We start from the raw sequence: 20004 nt of genomic DNA, 5'->3' as shown, positions 1-20004 counted from the left end.
CAGACAAATGCTCATTATCTCGAAAAACTCACATGATAGAAATCATAGCTTTTATCAAAGAATTCCAAAACTTAATGACCGGAATCCTCGCGATTATCGGGGCATGCATAACAGCTTTTTTAATTTATAAATCAACACATATTTCTGTACGAGCTGAGAGACAAAAACAAGAGCGAGAGGAAGTACAGCTCGTGAACCTGAGATGCCTTGAACTCGCAGAAGATTTATCTCTCATCTCGAAGCGAGCTAAAAATGGCTGTGGGACCATTAGGGCAGCCAAAGCTGAAAACGCTCAAATTGGAGATAAAATCAAGGCAAGAATGAAACTTTCACCGCCTGACTCTACGAAAGATTGGAAATTTATGTCTTTGATAGATCAGGATTTAGCAAGGGCAGCATTAAAAATTAATAGTCTTATATATGATCACAACTTCGATTTAGATAGATCTGGCGGCGCTTTCGGCGATGATAATTTTGGCCGTCAAATGAGTGAGAGATTAAGCGATATCCAAGGAAAATCCCGACATCTGAGCCAGAAAATTCACGAAAACCGCCCCCAAACTAAAACCCCCGATTTATTCGAATAAGCAGTGGCAAGATGGATGTGCCTCAATTTGTGGCACCCCTACCACTGTACTGAGAGCACACTTCCGGTCAGTAATTTGCCTCGGAATCTGCGTCTTATCTGACCCTCACTCCGAACGTCCTGGCACCTCGTCCGGCTTGGGCGGCTGGTCTTCGTCTCCAGATGGCCCCGCCTGCATCTTACAGGTCTCCACCCAGACGTCGTAGACCGGGTGTTCCAGCGCGTTGAGCGCCGGGGAGGATGAGAACATCCATCCCGTGAAGACCGTCTTCGGCTCCCGGTCCGGGCGGATGTCGACGATCTCCAGGAACGCCTTGTTCTCCGGCGGCTCCTCCGGCGGCGCCTTCCAGCAGTGATCCACCGTGATCTCCAGCGTGCCGAAGCGGTGGGCGGACCCGACCGGCACCTCGAAGGTGTCGGTGCGCGCGGTTACCTTGTCCAGCCCCTGCAGGACGACGACCTTCGCTTCCGCCGCCGCGACGGGCCCGGCAAGCGCGAGGGTGCACAACGCGCTGGCGACGGCAACGCTTAGACAACGCACAACCCCGGCCATCACGATTGCTCCGTATCCGATCCGCCGGAAGTCTCACCGGCCGTGCTGGCGTAAGGGTTCTCCAACCCGTCCATCAACTGGTGCAGCACCTGACGGACCTGGCCCTCGTCACACCCCATCAGGATGGCATCCTCCAGCGCGTCCTGTGCCATCTCACGGACCTCCTCCAGGTTCTCGTTCAGAACCTTGATCTTGTCCCGACAGCCGACCGGTTGACCGTCCGGCTGCGTCCAGGTGGGGAACTGGCTGTCGCGGACCTGCGCCATCACAGGCGTTCTCCCGTTCGCATAAGGGCTTCTGCCCGGCAGAGGTAGGCGGATACGTCTACGGGCACAAGCGACGTCGATGCCCCGGCTATGTGGCGGCTTTATGGGCGCTGAACCGCAAGCGCACGTAGTCCGCCGCCCAGCGCCCGTCGGCTTGCTTCAGCGACGGTTCCAGCGCATCGCGGATATCGCCGACGAGTTGGTCGCGTTGCGATGCCGGAACCAGCGACAGGAAGCTCTCGGCGAAGGTTGCCAACCAGCCGGTGATGTCGGCCGGAAGATCGGTCGGACGGGCGAACCGTTCGATCGTGTCAACCGTAAAGCCGGCGGCCTCCAACTGCGCGCGGTACTGCGCCAGGGTCGGGAAATACCAGGGATAGGCGCGGGTCACCTCAATCCCACGCTGGGCCAACGCATTCGTGATCGCGCCCACGATCGCGGCGACGTTGCCTGCCCCGCCCATCTCGCCGACGAAACGGCCCCCGGGCTTGAGCACGCGGGCAACCTCGCCCAGTACCGGCTCCGGCGCGGTCATCCAGTGCAAGGCAGCGTTCGACAGCACCGCATCGAAACTGGCGTCGGGATAGGGCAGCGCGGCGGCGTCCGCGACCTGTACGTCGAGGCCGCGCCCCCGCGCGGTCGCCACCAGGTCGGGGCTGAGGTCAACGCCAGTGACCTGGGCGCCGCCGGCCGCGACCTCCAACGTCAAGCGTCCGTCGCCGCAACCGAGGTCGAGGACACGCGCGCCCGTCTGGGCGGCGAGTAGGGTCAGCAGCGGCCGGCCCAACTCCGCGACGAACCCGGCCTCCCGCTGGTAGCGCTCGGGATTCCAGTGCTGTGCAACCGGGCCATCGCCCAGGCTGTCGACCGAGTCGCCCATCACGCGGCGGCGGCTAGTTGCCGCCCGGAACGGCGCCGCCGCCCGGAACACTGCCGCTGCCACCGCTCCCGGAACCGCCAGAGTCCCCGCCGCTTGAGAACATAAAGCGGCCGATCAGGTCGATCAGGTTGACCGCGCCTTGCGTGTACTGGATCTGCCCACCGTCCGGGATCGTTGCCTCCGCCCCGCCGGGCTCCAGGTTGACGTAGTTGCCACCCAACAGACCCTCCGGAACGATCCGGGCGCTGGTATCCTGCGGCAGCCGGATATCCTCCTGGATCGCCAGCTCGACCTCGGCGAAGTAGGTCTCGGTGTTCAGCCGTTGCGCCACCACGGCGCCGATCTTGACGCCGGCCATCCGCACATCCGTGCCCGGGGTCACACCCTGCGCGTTATCGAAACGCGCGGTCACACGGTAGCCATCGACCGACGACCCGACACCGGTCGCGGAGAAGGCAAACACGACGAAGCCCACGGCGACCAGGATCACCGCGGCGCCCATGATGGTCTCGATAATGTTGCGGCGCATATGAGTAGGTGTCCTGAAGCCTGTAGAGCGAGTATTAACCCTGGATTTTAACTGCGAGCCCTTGAATTTAAACGAGCATCAGTAATTGTACGATTCACGCAAGGAACGCATTTTCGTGTTACCGTTGGGACGTCTACCCGAACCAGATAGCACCTCAGCATCGCAACCGTTAAGCTTAGCGTAAATCCTACCTTCAAGCCATTCGGTCACTCTGGAATCACCGCCAAGGGCTCGTCCCCAGTGAAATTCACCCACCTCAGCATCTTTTGGGGCACGGACAACAATTGCAACCCCATCAACTTCCCAGGCTTTGGCTTCAAACTCACTGACTTTCACTCTGCACCCCGAATCTTTTTTACGCTCTCACACTAAGTGGAATTTCTTAGGATGGCAGCCAGGGCTCATAATCGCCGGTGCCGCGCGCGCGCTTGCCACCGCGCAGCGTGTGCCCTGGGGGCCGATACGCCTCCGCGGTCATGGTGCGGTTCGGCGTATGCTCCTTTTCCCACGGCTTGCGGTCGGGCACGCCGCCCTGGGTCGGCGGTTCCTCGGTGATGTGATGCAGCCAGGCATGCCAAGCCGGCGGCACGCGCGAAGCCTCCGGGTCGCCGTTGTACAGCACCCAGCGCTTCTCGCTGGACGACAGCAGGCCCGGCGCCCGGTGGGCGTTCGGGTTGCGGTAGTACTGGTTGCCGAACTGGTCCTCGCCGACGTAGATGCCGTAGCGCCGGGTGTAGAGCCGGGTGACAAGACTGTTTCGCATGGGTCCGGGTCTGACTCTCGTGTCGCGCGCCCCGTTCGCACTCGCGACAGGGCGGGTCAGGTCGCCTGTTGATCTGGCGCGGACTATGGCACCCCGCCCGCGGCCCGTCTAGGGCAGGCAGCCTCTCACATAGCCGACCGCGACGGGTCGGCGGGATCGCCCTGCCGGCCCAACCGACTCAGAATCACCGGCCCGAGCAGCCCGCCCAGGCCCAGAACGACGAACGCCGCGCCCCAGGCCACCGGACGATCGGGCCCGCCTGCGATGTCCAGCGCGACCCCGCTGACGGCCGGACCGACCACGCCGGCCCCGAAGCCCAACAACGAATGCAGCGCCATCGTCGCGCCGCGTCGGTCGGACGCCGCGGCGGCCACCGTCCCGGCGGTGAGCGCCGCCGAATCGGCCATCATCAGCACGCCATAGAGCGCACACGCCGCGAGCAGCAACCACACCGGCCCGAGCGCGAACACCCCGAGCGCACAGGCCAGCAGCCCGGAACTCGCCATCACGCCCTTGAGCACCCGCCGGCGGCCGAATCGCACGGCTGCCTCGTTCCCCAGGATACTCGCCGGCATCCCGAGCAGCAGCAGCACGGTCGCGATCTGGGTCGGCGTCAGCCCAGCAAAGCTAGGGGCGTCCGCCTGCGCCCCGGCACGCACGAACGCGAAGCCAAGGAAGGCGACCAGCCAGGTGCGGAACCCGAACATCTCCCAGATGTGCGCGGCATAGCTCAGGATGTAGGCCATCGCCGGCGCGTTGCGCAGCACCGGACGGGGATCGAGGACGTCGCGCGGGTGGGCCCGGGGCGCGTGTGCGGGCGGACGGGGGCGCAAGCTCACCAACACCAAGACCGCGGCGAGGCCGTGCCCCACCGCCCCCAGCCAGAAGGCCGACGGCCAACCGGCGATCGTCGAGATTTCCCCGGCCGCGAACACGCTGACCGCCGTGGCGAACGAGAAGGTCGCGGTATAGAAAGCGAGCGCGCGCGACGACCCCGGCGCACGGTCGGACAGCATGCGCGCCCCGACCATGTAGGTGCCGGCCAGCGCGATTCCGTCGAAAAAGCGCAACGCCGAGGCGCTCCAGGGCCCCGCGGCGAACAGCGCGAAACCGGCGGCGGCGACCAGACCCAGCAACTGCGAGGTCAGATAGATCGCCCGCGCGTCCAGCCGATCGGTGTAGGCCACCAGAAGCGGCACCGCGGCGACGTAGCCGGCGTAGTACATCCCGGCCACCCACCCGGCCGTTGCCCCTGACAGGTCCCAGACATCGACGAAGGTCGGGATCAATGCGGGAAAGCTGGCGTTGGACAGCATGCCCAGGAGCTGAGCCACGCACATCACAGCCGTGATGCGGGCAACGCTCACCAGAGCCGCCCGGCCTGCCCGGCCAACGCCGTGCATATTCTGGCGCGTGCGGGGGAACTCAACGCCGCAGGTAGGCGCGCACGCGCTGGCGCAGGGCCTCCAACCGGCGGGCGGTATCCGGATAGCGGCGGGACAGCGTGCGGCGGACCAGCCGGGCGGTCGGCGACACCCGGATCAGCACGGCCAACGCCACGCCGACCATGATGCCACCGAACGGGATGGGCGTGACGAACACCACCAGCCCCGTGCCAAGCAACAGCGCCCCACCGACCGCAGCCAGCCGACGGCCCAGCGGGCGCGGCTTGCGCGCGCGTGTCCGGGAGGCAGCGGGACTGGACGTCGGATCGACCGGGGCCATGGGCCCTGCAGGCTAGCGCACCCCGGTTACAGATTCCGGTCGAACGACGCGGTATCATCGCCCGGCGTCGGAACCGGTCCCGTCCTTCGGCGGCTGCGACCTGGCCTCGCCGCTGACCTTGGCGTGCAGGTCGCGCAGCTTGCCTTCACCAGCCGCCAGCATCCGCGCGGCATCGGGGAAGCGCTTCTCCAGCTCCGCCCGGCGGCTGCGCACCCAGGGCTGCTCGAACGACAGCAGATAAAGGCCGAGCGCCAACAGCAACACGCCCTGCAGCAGGTCGTCGAACAGCGCCAGGGCGCCAAAAATCGTGAAGCCCCAACCAAGGACGAGCACGAGCGGGCGTTGCATCGGATCTGCTCCGTAGGACGTCGGCGACACGGCCGGTTAGCTGTGGATCGGCTTGCCGGTCACCGCCATGGCGGCTTCCTTGACCGCTTCGTTCAAGGTCGGGTGACCGTGGAAGGCGCGGGCCATGTCCTCGCTGGTGGCCTGGAACTCCATCGCCATCACCGCCTCGTGGATCAGGTTGCCCGCTTCCGGGCCCATGGCGTGAACACCCAGGACGCGGTCGGTCTTGGCGTCGGCCAGCACCTTGATGAAGCCTTCGGTGAAGCCATTGGCCCGGGCGCGGGAGTTGGCGGCATTATAGAACTTGCCGACCTTGTACTCGATCCCACGCTCCTTCAGCTCGTCCTCGCTGCGGCCGACGTAGGCGATCTCCGGCCAAGTATAGACGATGCCGGGGCAGGTCTCGTAGTTGACGTGGCCCGCATGGCCGGCGAGCTGCTCGGCCAGTGCCACTCCTTCCTCCTCGGCCTTGTGCGCCAGCATCGGGCCGGGGATCACGTCGCCGATCGCGTAGACGCCGGGGACGTTGGTGCGGAAGTGATCGTCGACCTGGATCACCCCGCGCTTGTCCATCTCGATGCCCATGTCTTCGGCGCCGAGCCCATCGGTAAAGGGCTTGCGGCCGATCGCGACCAGCACGACGTCGGCCTGGATCTCCTCGGAGTCACCGCCCTTGGCCGGCTCAACCGTCAGCGTCACGCCGGACTTGGTGGTCTTGGCGCCGGTCACCTTGGTGCCGAGCTTGAAGTTGAAGCCCTGCTTATCCAGGAAGCGCTTGAAATTCTTGCCCAGTTCGCCGTCCATGCCGGGCAGCAGGCGGTCCAGGTATTCCACGACCGTGACCTCGGCGCCCAGACGGTGCCAGACCGCGCCCATTTCCAGGCCGATGTAGCCACCGCCGATGACCACCATGTGCTTGGGCACCTTGGACAACGACAACGCCCCGGTGGAGGAGACGATCTTCTTCTCGTCAATCTCCACGCCCGGCAGATCGGCGTGGGTCGAGCCGGTAGCGATCACGATGTGCTTGGCGGCGAGCTTGTCCTTGCCGTCGACCGTGACCTCGCCCTGGCCGGTGATCTTCCCGGTCCCGGCGATGTAGGTGACCTTGTTCTTCTTGAACAGGCCCTCGACCCCCTGGGTCAGCGACTTCACCACCTCGTCCTTGCGACCCAGCATGGTCTTCAGGTCGAGCTCGGCCTTGGAGATCTTGATGCCATGATTGGCCAGTTCGCCCTGCGTCTCCTCGAACTTCTCGCTCGATTGCAGCAGCGCCTTGGACGGGATGCAGCCGACGTTCAGGCAGGTGCCGCCGAGGCTGCCGCGCTTTTCCACACAGGCCACCTTGAGGCCCAGCTGCGCGGCTTTGATGGCACAGACGTAACCACCGGGCCCGCCGCCGATGACGACGAGATCGTATTGCTGTTGCTCGCTCATGGCTGGGCTCACTGCTCCCTGGCTTTTGACGAGGCGCGCGGATGCGGGCGCCCTCACGCACGGAAATACTGGGCCGACAGGTGGGCGCGCGGCACCGAAAAGCGGCGGACTCGCGCGTCTTACGGCTTGATTGCGCCGCGGACAGTGCCCGAAACCGCCCCCCGGAACAAGGCCCCCCGCACGCACAGCAGACCTGCATTCTGCATCGCCCTTGACAGTCTAACCCTCTGCACTAGTTGGAAAAATGAACACGGAAGACGGGCAACGGCGGCAATCGCCGGCGGTTTCCCGTCTTCCGGTCGAGACCCGTTCAGACGGGCGGCGCAAGACGCGCTAAGGACAAGACGACAGGCTGTTCACTTTCAGGCAAACGGGAGGTGAGAGCCATGCGTCGGACCCTGTTCCCGGTAAGCAACAACGATCTGACGACCCGCAACGGCCGCAACGTGGCGCTGCGCGATCCGTTCGCGACGCTGCAGACCGAAATGAACCGGCTGTTCGACGACGTCTGGAATGGCTTCGGCACCCCGGCGGCAAATCTCGAGGGCACGATTGCCGCGCCGCGGATCAAGGTGAAAGACGACGACCGCAACTGGTACGTCACCGCCGAACTGCCGGGCCTGAGCGAGGACGACGTCGAGGTGACCTACGACGATGGCGTGCTGCGGATCGCCGGCGAGAAGAAACAGGAGCACGCGGACCAGAACCGCAATGTCCACGTGACCGAGCGGGCTTACGGCCGCTTCGAGCGCCAGCTACCGCTTGGGCACGGCATCAAGGAGGACGAGATCGACGCCGCTTTCAAGGATGGCGTGCTGACGATCACGGCGCCGAAAGCGGCCGAGAAGGAACAGACCAAGAAGATCAACGTGAAGCGCGCGGCCTAACTACCCGTTGCCTTCACAAGGGGATCGTAGAGGAAGCGCGGCTTCCAGCTGTCAAAGCTGGAAGCCGCTTTTTCATGGGCGCTTTTGGGCATCCGCGCCGCCCTGCACTCTTCTCCCTTAAGCCGCGGCCTTCACACCGGCGGCCTTGATATCCTCGTCGACCACGTCAGCGAACTGCTCGAAGTTCTCGGCGAACCGCAGGGTCAGGTCGCGGGCCACGCGGTCGTAGTCGGCGAGATCCGCCCAGGTATTGCGCGGGTTCAGCACCTCGCTCGGTACGCCCGGACACTGGGTGGGCATGTGCAGGCCGAAATGCGGATCGACCTCCATCTGCACCTTTTCCAGCTCGCCGTTCAGGGCGGCGGCGATCATCGCGCGGGTGTGCTTGATGTCCATGCGCTTGCCGACACCGTAGCCCCCGCCGGTCCAGCCGGTATTGACCAGCCAGCAGCGGCAGCCGTGCCGCTCGATCTTCTCGCCCAGCAGGCGTGCGTATTCGACCGGGTGCAGCGGCATGAACGGCGCACCGAAGCAGGTCGAGAAGGTAGCACTCGGCGTATTGCCCATGCCCTTCTCGGTTCCGGCAACGCGGGCGGTGTAGCCGGAGATGAAGTGGTACATCGCCTGCTCGGGCGAGAGCATGGAAATCGGCGGCAATACGCCGAAGGCATCCGCGGTCAGCATGATCAGGTTGGCCGGGTGGCCGCCCAGGCCGTCATCGCTCGCGTTCGGGATGAAGTTGAGCGGGTAGCTGGCGCGGGTGTTCTCCGTCTTGGCGTTGTCGTGCAGATCCAGCAGCCGCGTGTAGGGGTCGCAGGCAACGTTCTCCAGCAACGTGCCGAACCGCTGCGTGGTCGCATAGATCTCCGGCTCCGCCTCCTCGCTGAGGCGGATGACCTTGGCGTAGCAGCCGCCCTCGAAGTTGAAGGTGCCGTTATCCGACCAGCCATGCTCGTCGTCACCGATCAGGGTACGCGAACTGTCCGCCGAAAGGGTGGTTTTCCCGGTGCCGGACAGGCCGAAAAACAGCGCGGTATCGCCATTCGCGCCGATGTTGGCCGAGCAATGCATGGGCAGCACGTTGGATTCCGGCAGCAGGAAGTTGAGCACGGTGAAGATCGATTTCTTGATCTCCCCGGCGTACTCGCTGCCGCCGATGATCACGATCCGGCGGGTGAAGTCGACGCAGATGAAGGTCCCCGAGTTGACGCCATCCGGGTCCGGATCGGCTTCCAGCCCGGGGGCATGCAGCACCGTGAAGCCGGGCTCGAAGTCATGCAGATCCTCGACCGGCGGGCGGATAAACATGTTGCGCGCGAACAGCGCCTGCCAAGCGCGCTCGCACACCACCCGGACCGGCAGGCGATAATCCCGGTCGGCCCCGGCATAGAGATCCTGCACGAACAGCTCCTGGCCGTGCAGGTAAGCCAGCACCTTGGCGTGCAGCCGCTCGAACGCCTCCGGGGTGATCGCCCGGTTGACCTGGCCCCACCACACCCGTTCGCGGGTAACGTCATCCTCGACGATGAACTTGTCGTTGGGCGAGCGACCGGTGTGGTCACCAGTCTCGACCACCAGCGGGCCATCGGCTGCCAGCAGCCCTTCGCCGAGCCGCAGGGCATGTTCCGTCAACGCCGCCACCGGCAGGTTCCAATGTTCTGCCCGTGCGCTCTTGATGCCCTGGTGGCTCAGGTCGAAACGGCTTACGACAGGTCCCGTCACACTCACGTCGGCCTCCCTCGAGACGTTATGATATCGGTTTCGCCGCGCATGCCGCCCGGACTGGCACGCAGCGTCCGCGCGTGTCCGGCTCCCACTTTTCGCGCCGCGAAAGGGGTCCACGCCTTAGTCGCTTTCGAACCGGTGTTCAACAGCTACCAGACGATAAACCACACTTTGTTCTCGTCCAATTCTTGTCCTGTTTACGTGCTGGCCGGGTTATGCCGTCCGGGCCACACGGTGCCGAGGCACCTATCCAGATAGGCTATACCTGTGCTCGATGATGGCTGCCTCCCGAGCCTTAACGCCTCAGTATCGACAATGTTGCATTGCAGCGCTTGGCCGCCGCCCAGCTTACTTTTCCAGCCGGAAGACCAAATCCACGCGCGTTAATTCCAGTTGGCAAAGCCAAAACCCGAACGCCCCACTGAACGCGTCGGCGTCCAGATAGTCTGAGTGTAGCCGGTTCCGGCCAACCGCGCGTGCACCCCAAAGAAGGACCCCGAACGCGCCCGTCACGCATATGTCTACGCGACGCTGCAACAACCGGCGCCCGTCACCGATCTGCCCCAATCCCGCCGCATGACCGCCGGCTGCGCACCCCATAAGGGGCCATCTGCCCGATTTGCTGATTGCGGGCGCCGCGACACACGCGTCCGCGCACCCGCCGATGCACAGCCCATGTAGAATTCACGCCAAGGGGCAACCACATGTTGGAAGAGACGACCCACCAGACGCGCAGCGGCGCCCCCGCCGCGGGCATGATGACGAACGCCATGCAGAACACGATCGCCCTGGTCGATGACGACCGCAACATCCTGACCTCGGTCTCGATCGCGCTGGAAAGCGAGGGATTCAAGGTCCGCACCTATGCCGACGGGACAGAAGCCTTGCGGGGCATCCAGACGAGCCCGGTCGACGTCGCCGTCCTGGACATCAAGATGCCGCGCATGGACGGCATGGAACTGCTCAACCGGCTGCGGGAGAACTCCAACCTGCCGGTGATCTTCCTGACCTCCAAGGACGAGGAGGTCGACGAGGTGCTGGGCCTTCGGATGGGGGCGGACGACTACATCACCAAGCCGTTCTCCCAGCGCCTGCTGATCGAGCGCATCCGCGCCCTGCTGCGCCGCGAACGGCTGGCCGGCCGGATGGAGGAGGCGACGCCCGAGGAGCAGGCGATCCAGCGCGGCAACCTGATGCTGGATCCCAGCCGACACCTCTGCTCCTGGAAGGGACAGGAGGTCAACCTGACGGTCACCGAGTTCCTGATCCTGAAGACCCTCGCCCATCGCCCGGGCCACGTGAAATCGCGCGACCAGTTGATGGACGCGGCCTATGGCGAGAGCATCTACGTCGACGACCGGACGATCGACAGCCACATCAAGCGCCTGCGCAAGAAATTTCGGCAGGTCGACACGGAGTTTCAGCAGATCGAGACGCTGTACGGTGTCGGCTACCGCTACCGCGAAGCCTGATCAGCGAGGCTGAACCGTTTTGTCGAGGGGGGATAGGCCGGGGCGCGGGGCGCCACCGACCGGCATGGGGACCGACGACGAAGAGCAACCGGCCGACCGGCGACGCGACCGGCGTCGGCGTAAGCGCGGTGCCTGGCGGTCCCCCCTGACCCGGCGCATTCTGGCACTCAACGTGCTTGTGCTGGCGGTACCGGTATTGGGTCTGCTGCACCTGGAACAGTATCGCGACAGCTTGATCGAGGCGGAAGTGGAGGCGCTCGGCACGCAGACCCGTGCCTTCGCCACCACGCTGGCCGGGAGTTCGGTCGTCGTCACCCAGTCCGGCGAGGAAAAACTGCTGGCCGAAGGGACGCGCCATGCCATGCGCGTCCTGCTGTCTGGCAGCGATATCCGCGCCCGTTTGTTCGGCCCCGGCGGGAATCTGGTCGCCGACAGCTTCGTCCTGATGGGCCCAGGCGGGCAAGTGACGGTGGAAGAGCTGCCGCCCCCGGAACCCGGCAGCTGGCTGCCCAAGGGGGTTCAGCGCGCCTACAACTGGGTGCTCAACTATATCCCCAGCGACGACCTGCCGACGTATCGGGAAGCACGCCGGCAACGCGCCGCGCAGTACCTGGAAGCCGAACGGGCGCTGGCCGGCGACGCCGCCAGCCGGGTCTACCGAGACCCCAACGGGGGACTGGTGCTGTCGGTAGCGATGCCGGTACAGCGGTACCGGCAGGTGCTGGGCGCGCTGATGCTGACCAAGGACGGCTCGGAAATCGAGGCTGCGGTGCGCGACCGGCGGCTGGACATCCTGGTCGTGTTCGCGGTCGCGCTGGGCGTCACGGTGCTGCTCTCGTTCTATCTCGCGGGCGCGATCGCCCGGCCGTTGCACCGTCTGGCGGAAGCCGCCGACCGGGTCCGGCGCGCCCAAGGCCGGCAAGTCGAGATCCCGGACCTGTCCAAGCGCCGGGACGAAATCGGCGACCTATCGGTCTCGCTCAACGACATGACCCAAGCGCTGTGGGACCGGCTCGACGCGATCGAGCGTTTCGCCGCCGACGTCGCGCATGAGATCAAGAACCCCCTGACCAGCGTGCGCAGCGCCGTCGAGACGGTCGCGCGGGTGGACGATCCCGAGCAGCAGAAGAAGCTGATGGGGATCATCCTGGACGACGTGCAGCGTCTGGACCGGCTGATCTCCGACATCTCCGACGCCTCCCGCCTGGATGCCGAACTGTCGCGCGCCCAGAGCGAGCCGGTCGGCCTGAGTCGCCTGCTCGACGCGCTGGTCGAGGTCGAGGGGGCCACCTCGAAGGAGCGCGGCGGGCCAACCTACACGATCGAGCTGCCGAAAACGGTCGACGGCACTACGGACCCGCTCACCATCCAGGGCCTGGAAGGCCGGTTAGGCCAGGTGTTCCGCAATCTATTGTCGAACGCCGCCACCTTCTCTCCAGCCGACGGCACGATCCGGGTTACCGCGCGGCGTTGGGACGGCTGGGTGCAGGTGACCATCGACGACGACGGCCCGGGCATTCCGGAGAACAAGTTGAAGGCGATCTTCGATCGCTTCTACACCGAACGGCCGAAGGACGAGAAGTTCGGCACCCACTCCGGCTTGGGACTGTCGATCTCCAAGCAGATCGTGGATGCCCACAGTGGCGACATCCGTGCGGAAAACCGCCGGGACGCCAACAGCCAGATCGCCGGCGCCCGCTTCACCGTCTGGCTCCCGGCCGAGTGAACCAACCCCAAAATCATCGCATGCGCCGTCCATAAATGAACCTGCGCGGCGACCGAATTGATCGAGCCCCTCCCCCGCCTCAAACTCTTCGATCATCCTGATCAAAGGCGATGGGGCTGCGATCCGCGTGTATTTAATCACCTGACATGTATCACAGGTCGATGTTCGACCTTCTCTACTCCTAGCTCGAAGACTGCGCCCACCCATCCGCGCAAATGTTAATTGATTATCAATGCCGTATAAGGCGAAACTGGTGCTTCATCGGGATGGATGCCGATCGCGACAAACAAATTACTGGCCCTCACATGCGCGCCCGCTCGAAGTCAAAATTGCACTGGCTGGTCGGCGTGCTGATCGCCCTTCAGCTCATGATCATGGCTGCGGGCATGGCCGGGATTTATCTGGTCGACATCGGTCGCTCCTACCTGGAAGGGCAGAGCCACTACTCCAAGGCGAGCTACGAAGCCGCGTCAGCGCTGAAGACCTTCATACGCACCGGTGACATCGATTATTACATCGCTTTCCAGGCCGCGCTCAAAGTCCCCAAATCCTACGCGCTGGCCAAGGTCCTCATCGACAACCCGACGTTTGATGCCTCCCACGCCGTCAAGCTCCTGACCCCGGTCGGCATGCACCCGGACGATGCCGCGGCGTCCGTATGGATGTATCGGCTGCTGGTCCACACCGATCTGATGACGGAAGCGAAGGAGGCCTGGTCCGACGGCAACAGGATGGTCTTGGCATTGGACAACCTGGGAATGACCGCGCGCGCCTATCTTATAGGAAAAGACACCCTGGACCCGGCCAGACGCGCGCGGCTGAAGAGCCAGGTGATCGGAACCTCGGCCGCCCTCAGTCGGCACACCCGTCGTTTCGCCCGCGCCATCAGCGTCGCAGCACGCACGGTCGAGAGCTATGTGATCGCGGGCATGGCGGGGCTGACCGCCTTACTCGCGGCCAGCGGCGGGTTGCTCGGCCTGTACACGACCCGGCGCATGAGCGCCGGCGAACGCGAGCTGATCGCCGAGCAAGCCCGGCTGCGCGATATCACCGACACGGCGGCCGACTGGGTCTGGGAACTCGACCGCGACCTGCGCTTCGCCTTCGTCTCCCGTCACTTCACCGAGGTGACCGGCCTGAGCACGGAGGCCGTGCTCGGACGCACGCCGGCCGAGCTGTTCGGCGACCGATTGAGCGGTAGCTGGCTGCGCATCGCCGCCCACATGCGCCGTGGCCAGGCATTTCGGAACCTCACCGCCAACGCAGCCGACGCCAACGGCAAACCGATCGTCCTGCGTCTTAGCGGTCGGCCGTTTTACAGCGATGACGGAACGTTCGCCGGCTATCGGGGGACCGCCAGCGACGTGACTGCGGAGACCACCGCACAACGCACCGCCGAGCGCCGTCGCGAAATTCTGGAGGCGACCTTTGAGAGCATGGCGGATGCCGTGCTCGCGCTCGATGCCGACTGGCGCGTGCTGGCCGCAAACGACCGTTATTGCGACATACTGGCCCTGCCGCGCGCACTGGTACAGCCGGGCACCCACTTAAACGACTTGATCCGCTACCGCGCCGCACGCGGCGACTATGGTCCCATGGACACGGATGAAGCCGTATTGACGCGCGCGGCTGTGGTGCGCGGGGGCGCCGGCGAGCATGTCCTGTATGACCATACCAGCGGGCGCAGCCTCTCGATTCGGAGCACCCACCTGGAAGGCGGCGGGGCGGTCCTGACCTATGCCGATATCACCGACCGCGAGCGCAAGGAGCGCGAGCTCGCCCGGGCCAAGGAGCAGGCGGAACTTGCCAGCCGGGCAAAGAGCGATTTCCTGGCCAACATGAGCCATGAACTGCGCACGCCGCTCAATGCCGTGATCGGCTTCTCGGAGGTGATGTCGACGGGCATGTTCGGCCCGATCGACAAGCGTTACGAGGACTACGCCCGGGACATTCACGACAGTGGCACCCACCTCCTGGAGCTGATCAACGACATCCTCGATCTCTCGCGCGTGGAAACGGGCCGAATGGATTTGCAGACCGAGGAGGTGGATGTCACCCGGATGGTCGAATCGGCGCTACGCATCGTGCACGATCGCGCCAGCAGCCATGAGATCGAATTGCTGTCCGAAATACCGGCCGATCTGCCCTTGCTGAACGCCGATCCCACGCGGGTGCGGCAAATGCTGGTCAACCTGCTGGTCAACGCGATCAAGTTCTCCAACGCCGGCGGACGCGTCGTCCTGCACGTGGACCACAACGCAGAGGGCCTGGCGCTCAGCGTGAGCGATCAGGGCGTAGGCATTCCCCCGGAAGATCAGGAACGAGTCTTCAAGCCGTTCCAGCAGTCGCCCAACGGCGTCAACCAGAAGCACAACCGCGACGGCGTCGGCCTGGGGCTCTCGTTGGTCCAGCATTTCGCCGATCTGCACAACGGTCGCGTCGAACTGCACAGCACCATCGGCCTGGGGACCCGCGTGACCATTCACCTCCCGACCGACCGGTTGCGCTCGTCCGGGCCGCAGTCCGAATCGGGCACCTCCCAAGAAGCTTTGCCCCCCCAACCGGCACAGCAGTCACAACCCGCTGACAAGCCTTCCACCTGAGCCGCTCTGGGTATGGTCGCCCACCCGACAACGGGCGTAGTCTGCCGGCTATGGAAGAGACCTTTGTTCATGCCAGTTGCGCCGTCCTGGACCACCAGGCCGTGCTGTTGCGCGGACCGTCCGGTGCGGGCAAGTCGGACCTGCTGCTGCGCCTGATCGTGGAGGCCGGCGCCGGCCTGCTTGCGGACGACCAAGTACGCTTGCGCGGAGACGGCGCCGCGGTGATGGCGTCCGCCCCCGAGGCCATCCTTGGGGCGATGGAGGTGCGCGGACTGGGGCTGGTACGCCTGCCGCCAGCGCCTCCGACGCCGGTCGTTCTGCTCGTCGATCTGACCGACCGCCCCCAACGTCTTCCGGAGCCACCGCGCGAGATACTGCTGGGCTGCACACTGACGCGGATGGAACTCGATGCCCGCAGCCCATCGGCTGTCGCAAAGCTGCAACTTGCCCTCGGGTCCAGGGGCGCGACTATACTCCCGCCCGATTGGCATCCGGAGGCGCCAGACGGTACGGCGCCCGGACGCAACGGATAGGGACGCGCCAGCCAAATGACCCATGAGGGCACCCCCACAGCAGAAGCGGCCCCACCGGAGGTCACCGGATCGCAAGATCCGAACGCGGACACCAGATCGGCCAACGTCCACCGGACGGGTGACGGCGGGCGCCAGCGCGTTGTCCTGGTCACCGGCATGTCCGGCGCCGGCCGATCGACCACGCTGAAGGCGCTGGAAGACGTCGGCTACGAGGCGATCGACAACCTGCCGCTGCATCTGGTTGCCACCATCGTCCACGAAGGCGGGCTGGATGCGCCGGTGGCGATCGGAGTCGACATCCGCACCCGGAACTTTGCCGTACAGCCGTTCATGGACGCCCTGCAGCGGCTTGAAAGCGATCCGACGCTGGCGGTGACGCTGCTGTTCGTCGACTGCGAAGAAGAGGTGCTGCGCCGGCGCTTCACCGAGACCCGGCGCCGTCATCCACTGGCCCAGGGTCGTCCGCTGACCGATGGCATCGCCGCGGAACGCCGCCTGGTGGCCCCGCTGCGCAAGCGCGCGGACATAACGATCGACACCTCCACCCTATCGACCCAGGACCTGCGGCGGGTGATCTCCGCCCAACTGGGTCTGGAAGAAGCTCAGGGCATGGCGGTGTTCGTCACCTCCTTCTCCTACAAGAACGGCCTGCCGCGCGAAGCGGACCTGGTGTTCGACGTGCGGTTCCTGCGCAACCCACACTATGACCCGCAGTTGAAGCCTCTTACCGGCCGCGACCAGGCGGTGGCGGACTACGTCGCCGCCGACCCGGACTTCGCGCCCTTCTTCGGCGGGCTGGTGCGCCTGCTGAAACGGCTGCTGCCGCGCTACGAACGCGAGGGCAAGAGCTACCTGACGATCGCCATCGGCTGCACCGGCGGCCGGCATCGCTCGGTGGCCCTGGCGGAGAAGCTGGCGGGCAAGCTCAAAAGCGTCGGCCGCAGCGTCACCCTCAACCACCGCGAACTCGGCGTCGGTGGGGACTCGGAAGACCCGAATAGTCCCGCCGCTGGCAAGATCGGCTGACCCGGTCTAGATACCCGCCAACCGGTTGATCCCTCTAGGCCCAGCGAATTCTGCTGCCCTGCGGACAACGCGACGCTTGCACACCCGCCCGATTCACGCGACAGATCGCGGTTACGGCGCACTGGCGCCCCCGCGCTCGCGCCGGGGAGCGACCATGACGGGCGCGATTTGGCGCGTGCAGGAGGACGCATGATCGGGATGGTCCTGGTAACCCACGGACGGCTCGCCTCGGAGTTCATCTCCGCCCTCGAGCATGTCGTGGGCCCACAGCAGCAGATTCAGGCGGTCTGCATTGGCCCGGACGATGACATGGAACGCCGCCGCCAGGATATCCTAAGCCACGTCGGCGCGGTCGACGACGGCGACGGGGTGGTCATCCTGACCGATATGTTCGGCGGCACCCCATCCAACCTGGCGATCTCGGTGCTCAGTCAGGGCAAGGTCGAGGTGATCGCCGGGGTCAATCTGCCGATGCTGATCAAGCTCGCCACCCTGCGCAAGAGCGAGCCGCTGAACGTCGTCGTTGCCAACGCGCAGGAAGCCGGACGCAAGTACATCAACGTCGCCTCGCAGTTGCTGCATGGCGGTGTCGAGCCGACCCGCGCCGGCCCGACGGGGGCTCAAGGGACCAAGGCCCCCAAGGAGAGCGGCAGCCCCAACAATACCGCCGGCGCGACCAAAAAATGACCGATGCCGCGAGCCAGGCGCGGCGTGTCACCATCCGCAACCAGCGTGGGCTGCACGCCCGGGCCGCCGCCAAGTTCGTCAAGACCGCTGAAGCATACGCGGCCGAGGTTCGGGTGGTGAAAGACGACACCGAGGTGCTCGGCACCTCGATCATGGGCCTGATGATGCTGGCCGCTGGCCCGGGGACCGAGATCGATCTGCACGCCACCGGCGCGGACGCGGAGAGCGCGCTGAATGCGCTGGCGCAGTTGATCGACCGTAAGTTCGACGAGGACTGATGTCCGAACGTTCCCGCCATGGACAAACGCCCGACGACGCCGCCCCGAACGGCGCGCCAACGGCTGGGGCTCAGGACCGGGGACCCCAGGGGCGGGACGAACGGGTGTTCACCGGCCTTGCCGTATCGCCCGGCGTGGCGATCGGTCCGTCGCACGTCCGCGACACCGGCGACCTCAAAGTCGTCGAATACTGCATCACCGAAAATCAGATCGATGCCGAAGTCGGGCGTTTCGACGCGGCCGTGCGCAAGGCGCGCAAGCAACTCGGCAAGGTGCGCGCGAAAGCGGAGAGCCTGCACGGCTCCGCCGCCGAAGAACTCGGCTACCTGCTGGACGCGCATCTGCAGATGCTGCGCTCGCAGTCGCTGATCACGGGCGTCGAACGGCGCATCCGCGAGCGGTGCATCAACGCCGAGTGCGCGGTCACCGGCGAGATCGAGCGGATCGCCCAGAACTTCGCGGAAATGGACGATCCTTATCTGAAGGCGCGCGCGGCGGAGTTTCGCGAGGTCGGCGCGCGGATCGTCCGCAACCTGATGGACGCGCCGTTCACAACCTTCGACACCCTGGAAACCAACTCGATCGTGATCGCCGAGGAGATCACCCCGGCCGACACCGCGTTGATGGACCCGCAACGGGTCGGCGGCTTCGCCACCGTGCTGGGCGGCGCCGAGGGCCACACCGCGATCATGGCACGCTCGCTCGGACTGCCGGCCGTGCTGGGCGTGCCCGACCTGCTGGGCCAGGTGCTGCCGGGCGAGCAGGTGATCGTCGACGGCTCGCGCGGGCGGGTGATCGTCAACCCGACGGAAGCCCGCCTGACGCGCTATCGCGCGCGGCTGGCGGAGATGAAGCGCGAGGCGCGGCAACTGGCGACGCTGCGCGATCTCCCGGCGGTGACCCGCGACCAGCATCGGATCACCCTGCAAGCGAACATCGAGTTGCCGCGCGAGAGCGACCAGGCGATCGCCGCAGGCGCGGAGGGCGTCGGTCTCCTGCGCACCGAATTCCTCTATATGAACCGGGAGGATCTGCCCGGCGAGGAGGAACAATACCAGGCGATCCGCCAGATCCTGGAGACCATGAAGGGCCACCCCGTGACCGTGCGCACGCTCGACGTGGGCGGGGAAAAGCTGGCCTGGTCGCTGGGCAACCAACTGGGCGAGTCCGTAAACCCGGCGCTCGGGCTGCGCGCGATCCGGCTCAGCTTGAAGCAGCGCGACCTACTGGATACGCAGTTGGCCGCGATGCTCCGCGCGGCCCGACATGGGCCGGTGCGAATCCTGCTGCCGATGGTATCCAGCACCAACGAGATGCGCGAGGCCCGCAAGGCCTTGCACGAGGTCGCCCGTGAGTTGGTCCGCCGCGGCGAACAAGTGCCGGATCCCCTGCCCCCCTTGGGCGCGATGATCGAGGTACCGGGCGCGGCGCTGTCGGCGGACGCGCTGGCTGGCGTGTCCGACTTCTTTGCCATCGGCACCAACGACCTGACGATGTACACACTCGCCATCGATCGCGGCGAGGAACGGGTCGCACACCTCTACAACCCGCTGCATCCGGCCGTATTGCGATTGATCCAGTTCGCCGTGGAAGCGGCACTGCGCGCCGGCATTCCAGTCTCGGTGTGCGGGGAGATGGCAGGCGATCCACGCTACACCCCACTGTTCCTGGGGCTGGGGGTGCGCGACCTGTCGATGTCCTCCGCATCGCTGCCGCGGGTGAAGCAGCGCGTGCGACAACTCGAGATGCGCGCGGCCAGCCACCGCGCCATGGCGATCATGGATCAGCACGACACCGGTCGGATCGCCGCCCTGTTGGACGACTTCGCCGGATAACCGCCTGTCCCGCCCGGATAACCGCACACCGTACGGCAGCTTGCCGGCATCGCGGCAGCCTGCTATTTCAGCCTCGCAAATGCCGCCCCGCGTGCCGCGGTATCGCGCCCCCGTCCCGAACGGCCGCGCGATACCGCGCCGGACC

19 protein-coding genes and 1 pseudogene are annotated in these 20004 nt (G+C 65.4%); 10 read left to right on the top strand and 10 right to left on the bottom strand.

The genetic code is table 11. The features are described from left to right. Positions 1 to 32: 32 nt before the first annotated feature. A complete protein-coding gene (locus RHOSA_RS24985) occupies positions 33 to 587 on the top strand; it encodes a hypothetical protein (protein WP_156092499.1) in 555 nt (184 codons plus the stop codon). Positions 588 to 692: 105 nt separating this feature from the next. Here RHOSA_RS24985 and RHOSA_RS20180 read toward each other — a convergent pair whose 3' ends face one another. The 9 genes from RHOSA_RS20180 to lpdA all read right to left on the bottom strand — a co-directional run bounded on the left by RHOSA_RS20180 (position 693) and on the right by lpdA (position 7087). After that, positions 693 to 1139 (bottom strand): DUF2155 domain-containing protein, encoded by a 447-nt coding sequence (locus RHOSA_RS20180; RefSeq protein WP_081728426.1) that lies wholly within the window; start codon positions 1137 to 1139, stop codon positions 693 to 695. Next, positions 1139 to 1405 carry a hypothetical protein gene (locus tag RHOSA_RS20175; protein ID WP_037255640.1) on the bottom strand — a complete coding sequence of 89 codons (267 nt, stop codon included), beginning with the start codon at positions 1403 to 1405 and terminating at the stop codon, positions 1139 to 1141. The genes RHOSA_RS20180 and RHOSA_RS20175 overlap by 1 nt, the downstream gene beginning before the upstream one ends. Before the next feature lie 88 nt (positions 1406 to 1493). Next, on the bottom strand, positions 1494 to 2348 hold the full coding sequence (locus RHOSA_RS0103470; RefSeq protein ID WP_244880600.1) for a class I SAM-dependent methyltransferase: 855 nt from the start codon (positions 2346 to 2348) through the stop codon (positions 1494 to 1496). After that, a complete protein-coding gene (gene mlaD / locus RHOSA_RS0103465; protein ID WP_027287590.1) occupies positions 2299 to 2814 on the bottom strand; it encodes an outer membrane lipid asymmetry maintenance protein MlaD in 516 nt (171 codons plus the stop codon). Before mlaD ends, RHOSA_RS0103470 begins: the two co-directional genes overlap by 50 nt. Positions 2815 to 3196: 382 nt before the next feature. Beyond that, the gene (locus RHOSA_RS0103460) at positions 3197 to 3577 is read right to left on the bottom strand and encodes an NADH:ubiquinone oxidoreductase subunit NDUFA12 (protein WP_027287589.1); all 381 of its coding nucleotides are present in this window, start codon (positions 3575 to 3577) and stop codon (positions 3197 to 3199) included. 125 nt (positions 3578 to 3702) lie between these two features. Then, on the bottom strand, positions 3703 to 4944 hold the full coding sequence (locus RHOSA_RS20170) for an MFS transporter (RefSeq protein WP_169816589.1): 1242 nt from the start codon (positions 4942 to 4944) through the stop codon (positions 3703 to 3705). Positions 4945 to 5002: 58 nt separating this feature from the next. After that, positions 5003 to 5302: a hypothetical protein gene (locus tag RHOSA_RS0103450; protein WP_027287588.1), complete on the bottom strand. Its 300-nt coding sequence runs from the start codon at positions 5300 to 5302 to the stop codon at positions 5003 to 5005. 54 nt (positions 5303 to 5356) lie between these two features. After that, on the bottom strand, positions 5357 to 5650 hold the full coding sequence (locus RHOSA_RS0103445) for a hypothetical protein (RefSeq protein ID WP_027287587.1): 294 nt from the start codon (positions 5648 to 5650) through the stop codon (positions 5357 to 5359). Positions 5651 to 5686: 36 nt separating this feature from the next. After that, positions 5687 to 7087 carry a dihydrolipoyl dehydrogenase gene (lpdA, locus tag RHOSA_RS0103440; protein WP_027287586.1) on the bottom strand — a complete coding sequence of 467 codons (1401 nt, stop codon included), beginning with the start codon at positions 7085 to 7087 and terminating at the stop codon, positions 5687 to 5689. 386 nt (positions 7088 to 7473) lie between these two features. Between lpdA and RHOSA_RS20165 the strand changes: the two genes are divergently transcribed. Then, complete coding sequence (locus RHOSA_RS20165) at positions 7474 to 7974, top strand: Hsp20/alpha crystallin family protein (protein ID WP_051431754.1); 501 nt, start codon at positions 7474 to 7476, stop codon at positions 7972 to 7974. Positions 7975 to 8091: 117 nt separating this feature from the next. Here the strand turns inward: RHOSA_RS20165 and RHOSA_RS0103430 are convergent, their stop codons facing one another. Continuing rightward, complete coding sequence (locus tag RHOSA_RS0103430) at positions 8092 to 9702, bottom strand: phosphoenolpyruvate carboxykinase (protein WP_037255635.1); 1611 nt, start codon at positions 9700 to 9702, stop codon at positions 8092 to 8094. Positions 9703 to 10469: 767 nt separating this feature from the next. On the opposite strand from RHOSA_RS0103430, the gene RHOSA_RS0103420 reads away from it, so the two are divergent. The 8 genes and pseudogenes from RHOSA_RS0103420 to ptsP all read left to right on the top strand — a co-directional run bounded on the left by RHOSA_RS0103420 (position 10470) and on the right by ptsP (position 19859). Further along, the gene (locus tag RHOSA_RS0103420; protein ID WP_027287583.1) at positions 10470 to 11171 is read left to right on the top strand and encodes a response regulator transcription factor; all 702 of its coding nucleotides are present in this window, start codon (positions 10470 to 10472) and stop codon (positions 11169 to 11171) included. A 64-nt stretch (positions 11172 to 11235) separates the two neighbouring features. After that, positions 11236 to 12897 (top strand): sensor histidine kinase, encoded by a 1662-nt coding sequence (locus RHOSA_RS0103415; RefSeq protein ID WP_027287582.1) that lies wholly within the window; start codon positions 11236 to 11238, stop codon positions 12895 to 12897. 305 nt (positions 12898 to 13202) lie between these two features. Then, complete coding sequence (locus RHOSA_RS23950) at positions 13203 to 15500, top strand: sensor histidine kinase (RefSeq protein WP_051431753.1); 2298 nt, start codon at positions 13203 to 13205, stop codon at positions 15498 to 15500. Between the two features lie 50 nt (positions 15501 to 15550). Next, complete coding sequence (locus tag RHOSA_RS20155) at positions 15551 to 16033, top strand: HPr kinase/phosphorylase (protein ID WP_051431752.1); 483 nt, start codon at positions 15551 to 15553, stop codon at positions 16031 to 16033. 15 nt (positions 16034 to 16048) lie between these two features. Beyond that, on the top strand, positions 16049 to 17059 hold the full coding sequence (gene rapZ / locus RHOSA_RS20150) for an RNase adapter RapZ (protein WP_081728424.1): 1011 nt from the start codon (positions 16049 to 16051) through the stop codon (positions 17057 to 17059). Positions 17060 to 17248: 189 nt separating this feature from the next. Further along, positions 17249 to 17641, top strand: a pseudogene (locus tag RHOSA_RS20145) (PTS sugar transporter subunit IIA); the annotation flags it as partial. Between the two features lie 101 nt (positions 17642 to 17742). Further along, positions 17743 to 18024 (top strand): HPr family phosphocarrier protein, encoded by a 282-nt coding sequence (locus tag RHOSA_RS0103390; protein WP_027287581.1) that lies wholly within the window; start codon positions 17743 to 17745, stop codon positions 18022 to 18024. After that, positions 18024 to 19859, top strand: a complete 1836-nt coding sequence (gene ptsP, locus RHOSA_RS20140) for a phosphoenolpyruvate--protein phosphotransferase (RefSeq protein ID WP_081728422.1) — start codon at positions 18024 to 18026, stop codon at positions 19857 to 19859. Before RHOSA_RS0103390 ends, ptsP begins: the two co-directional genes overlap by 1 nt. Positions 19860 to 20004: the final 145 nt, after the last annotated feature.

This window comes from Rhodovibrio salinarum DSM 9154, assembly GCF_000515255.1.
GTDB lineage: Bacteria > Pseudomonadota > Alphaproteobacteria > Kiloniellales > Rhodovibrionaceae > Rhodovibrio > Rhodovibrio salinarum.
This window is presented reverse-complemented; position numbering and strand designations above follow the sequence as displayed.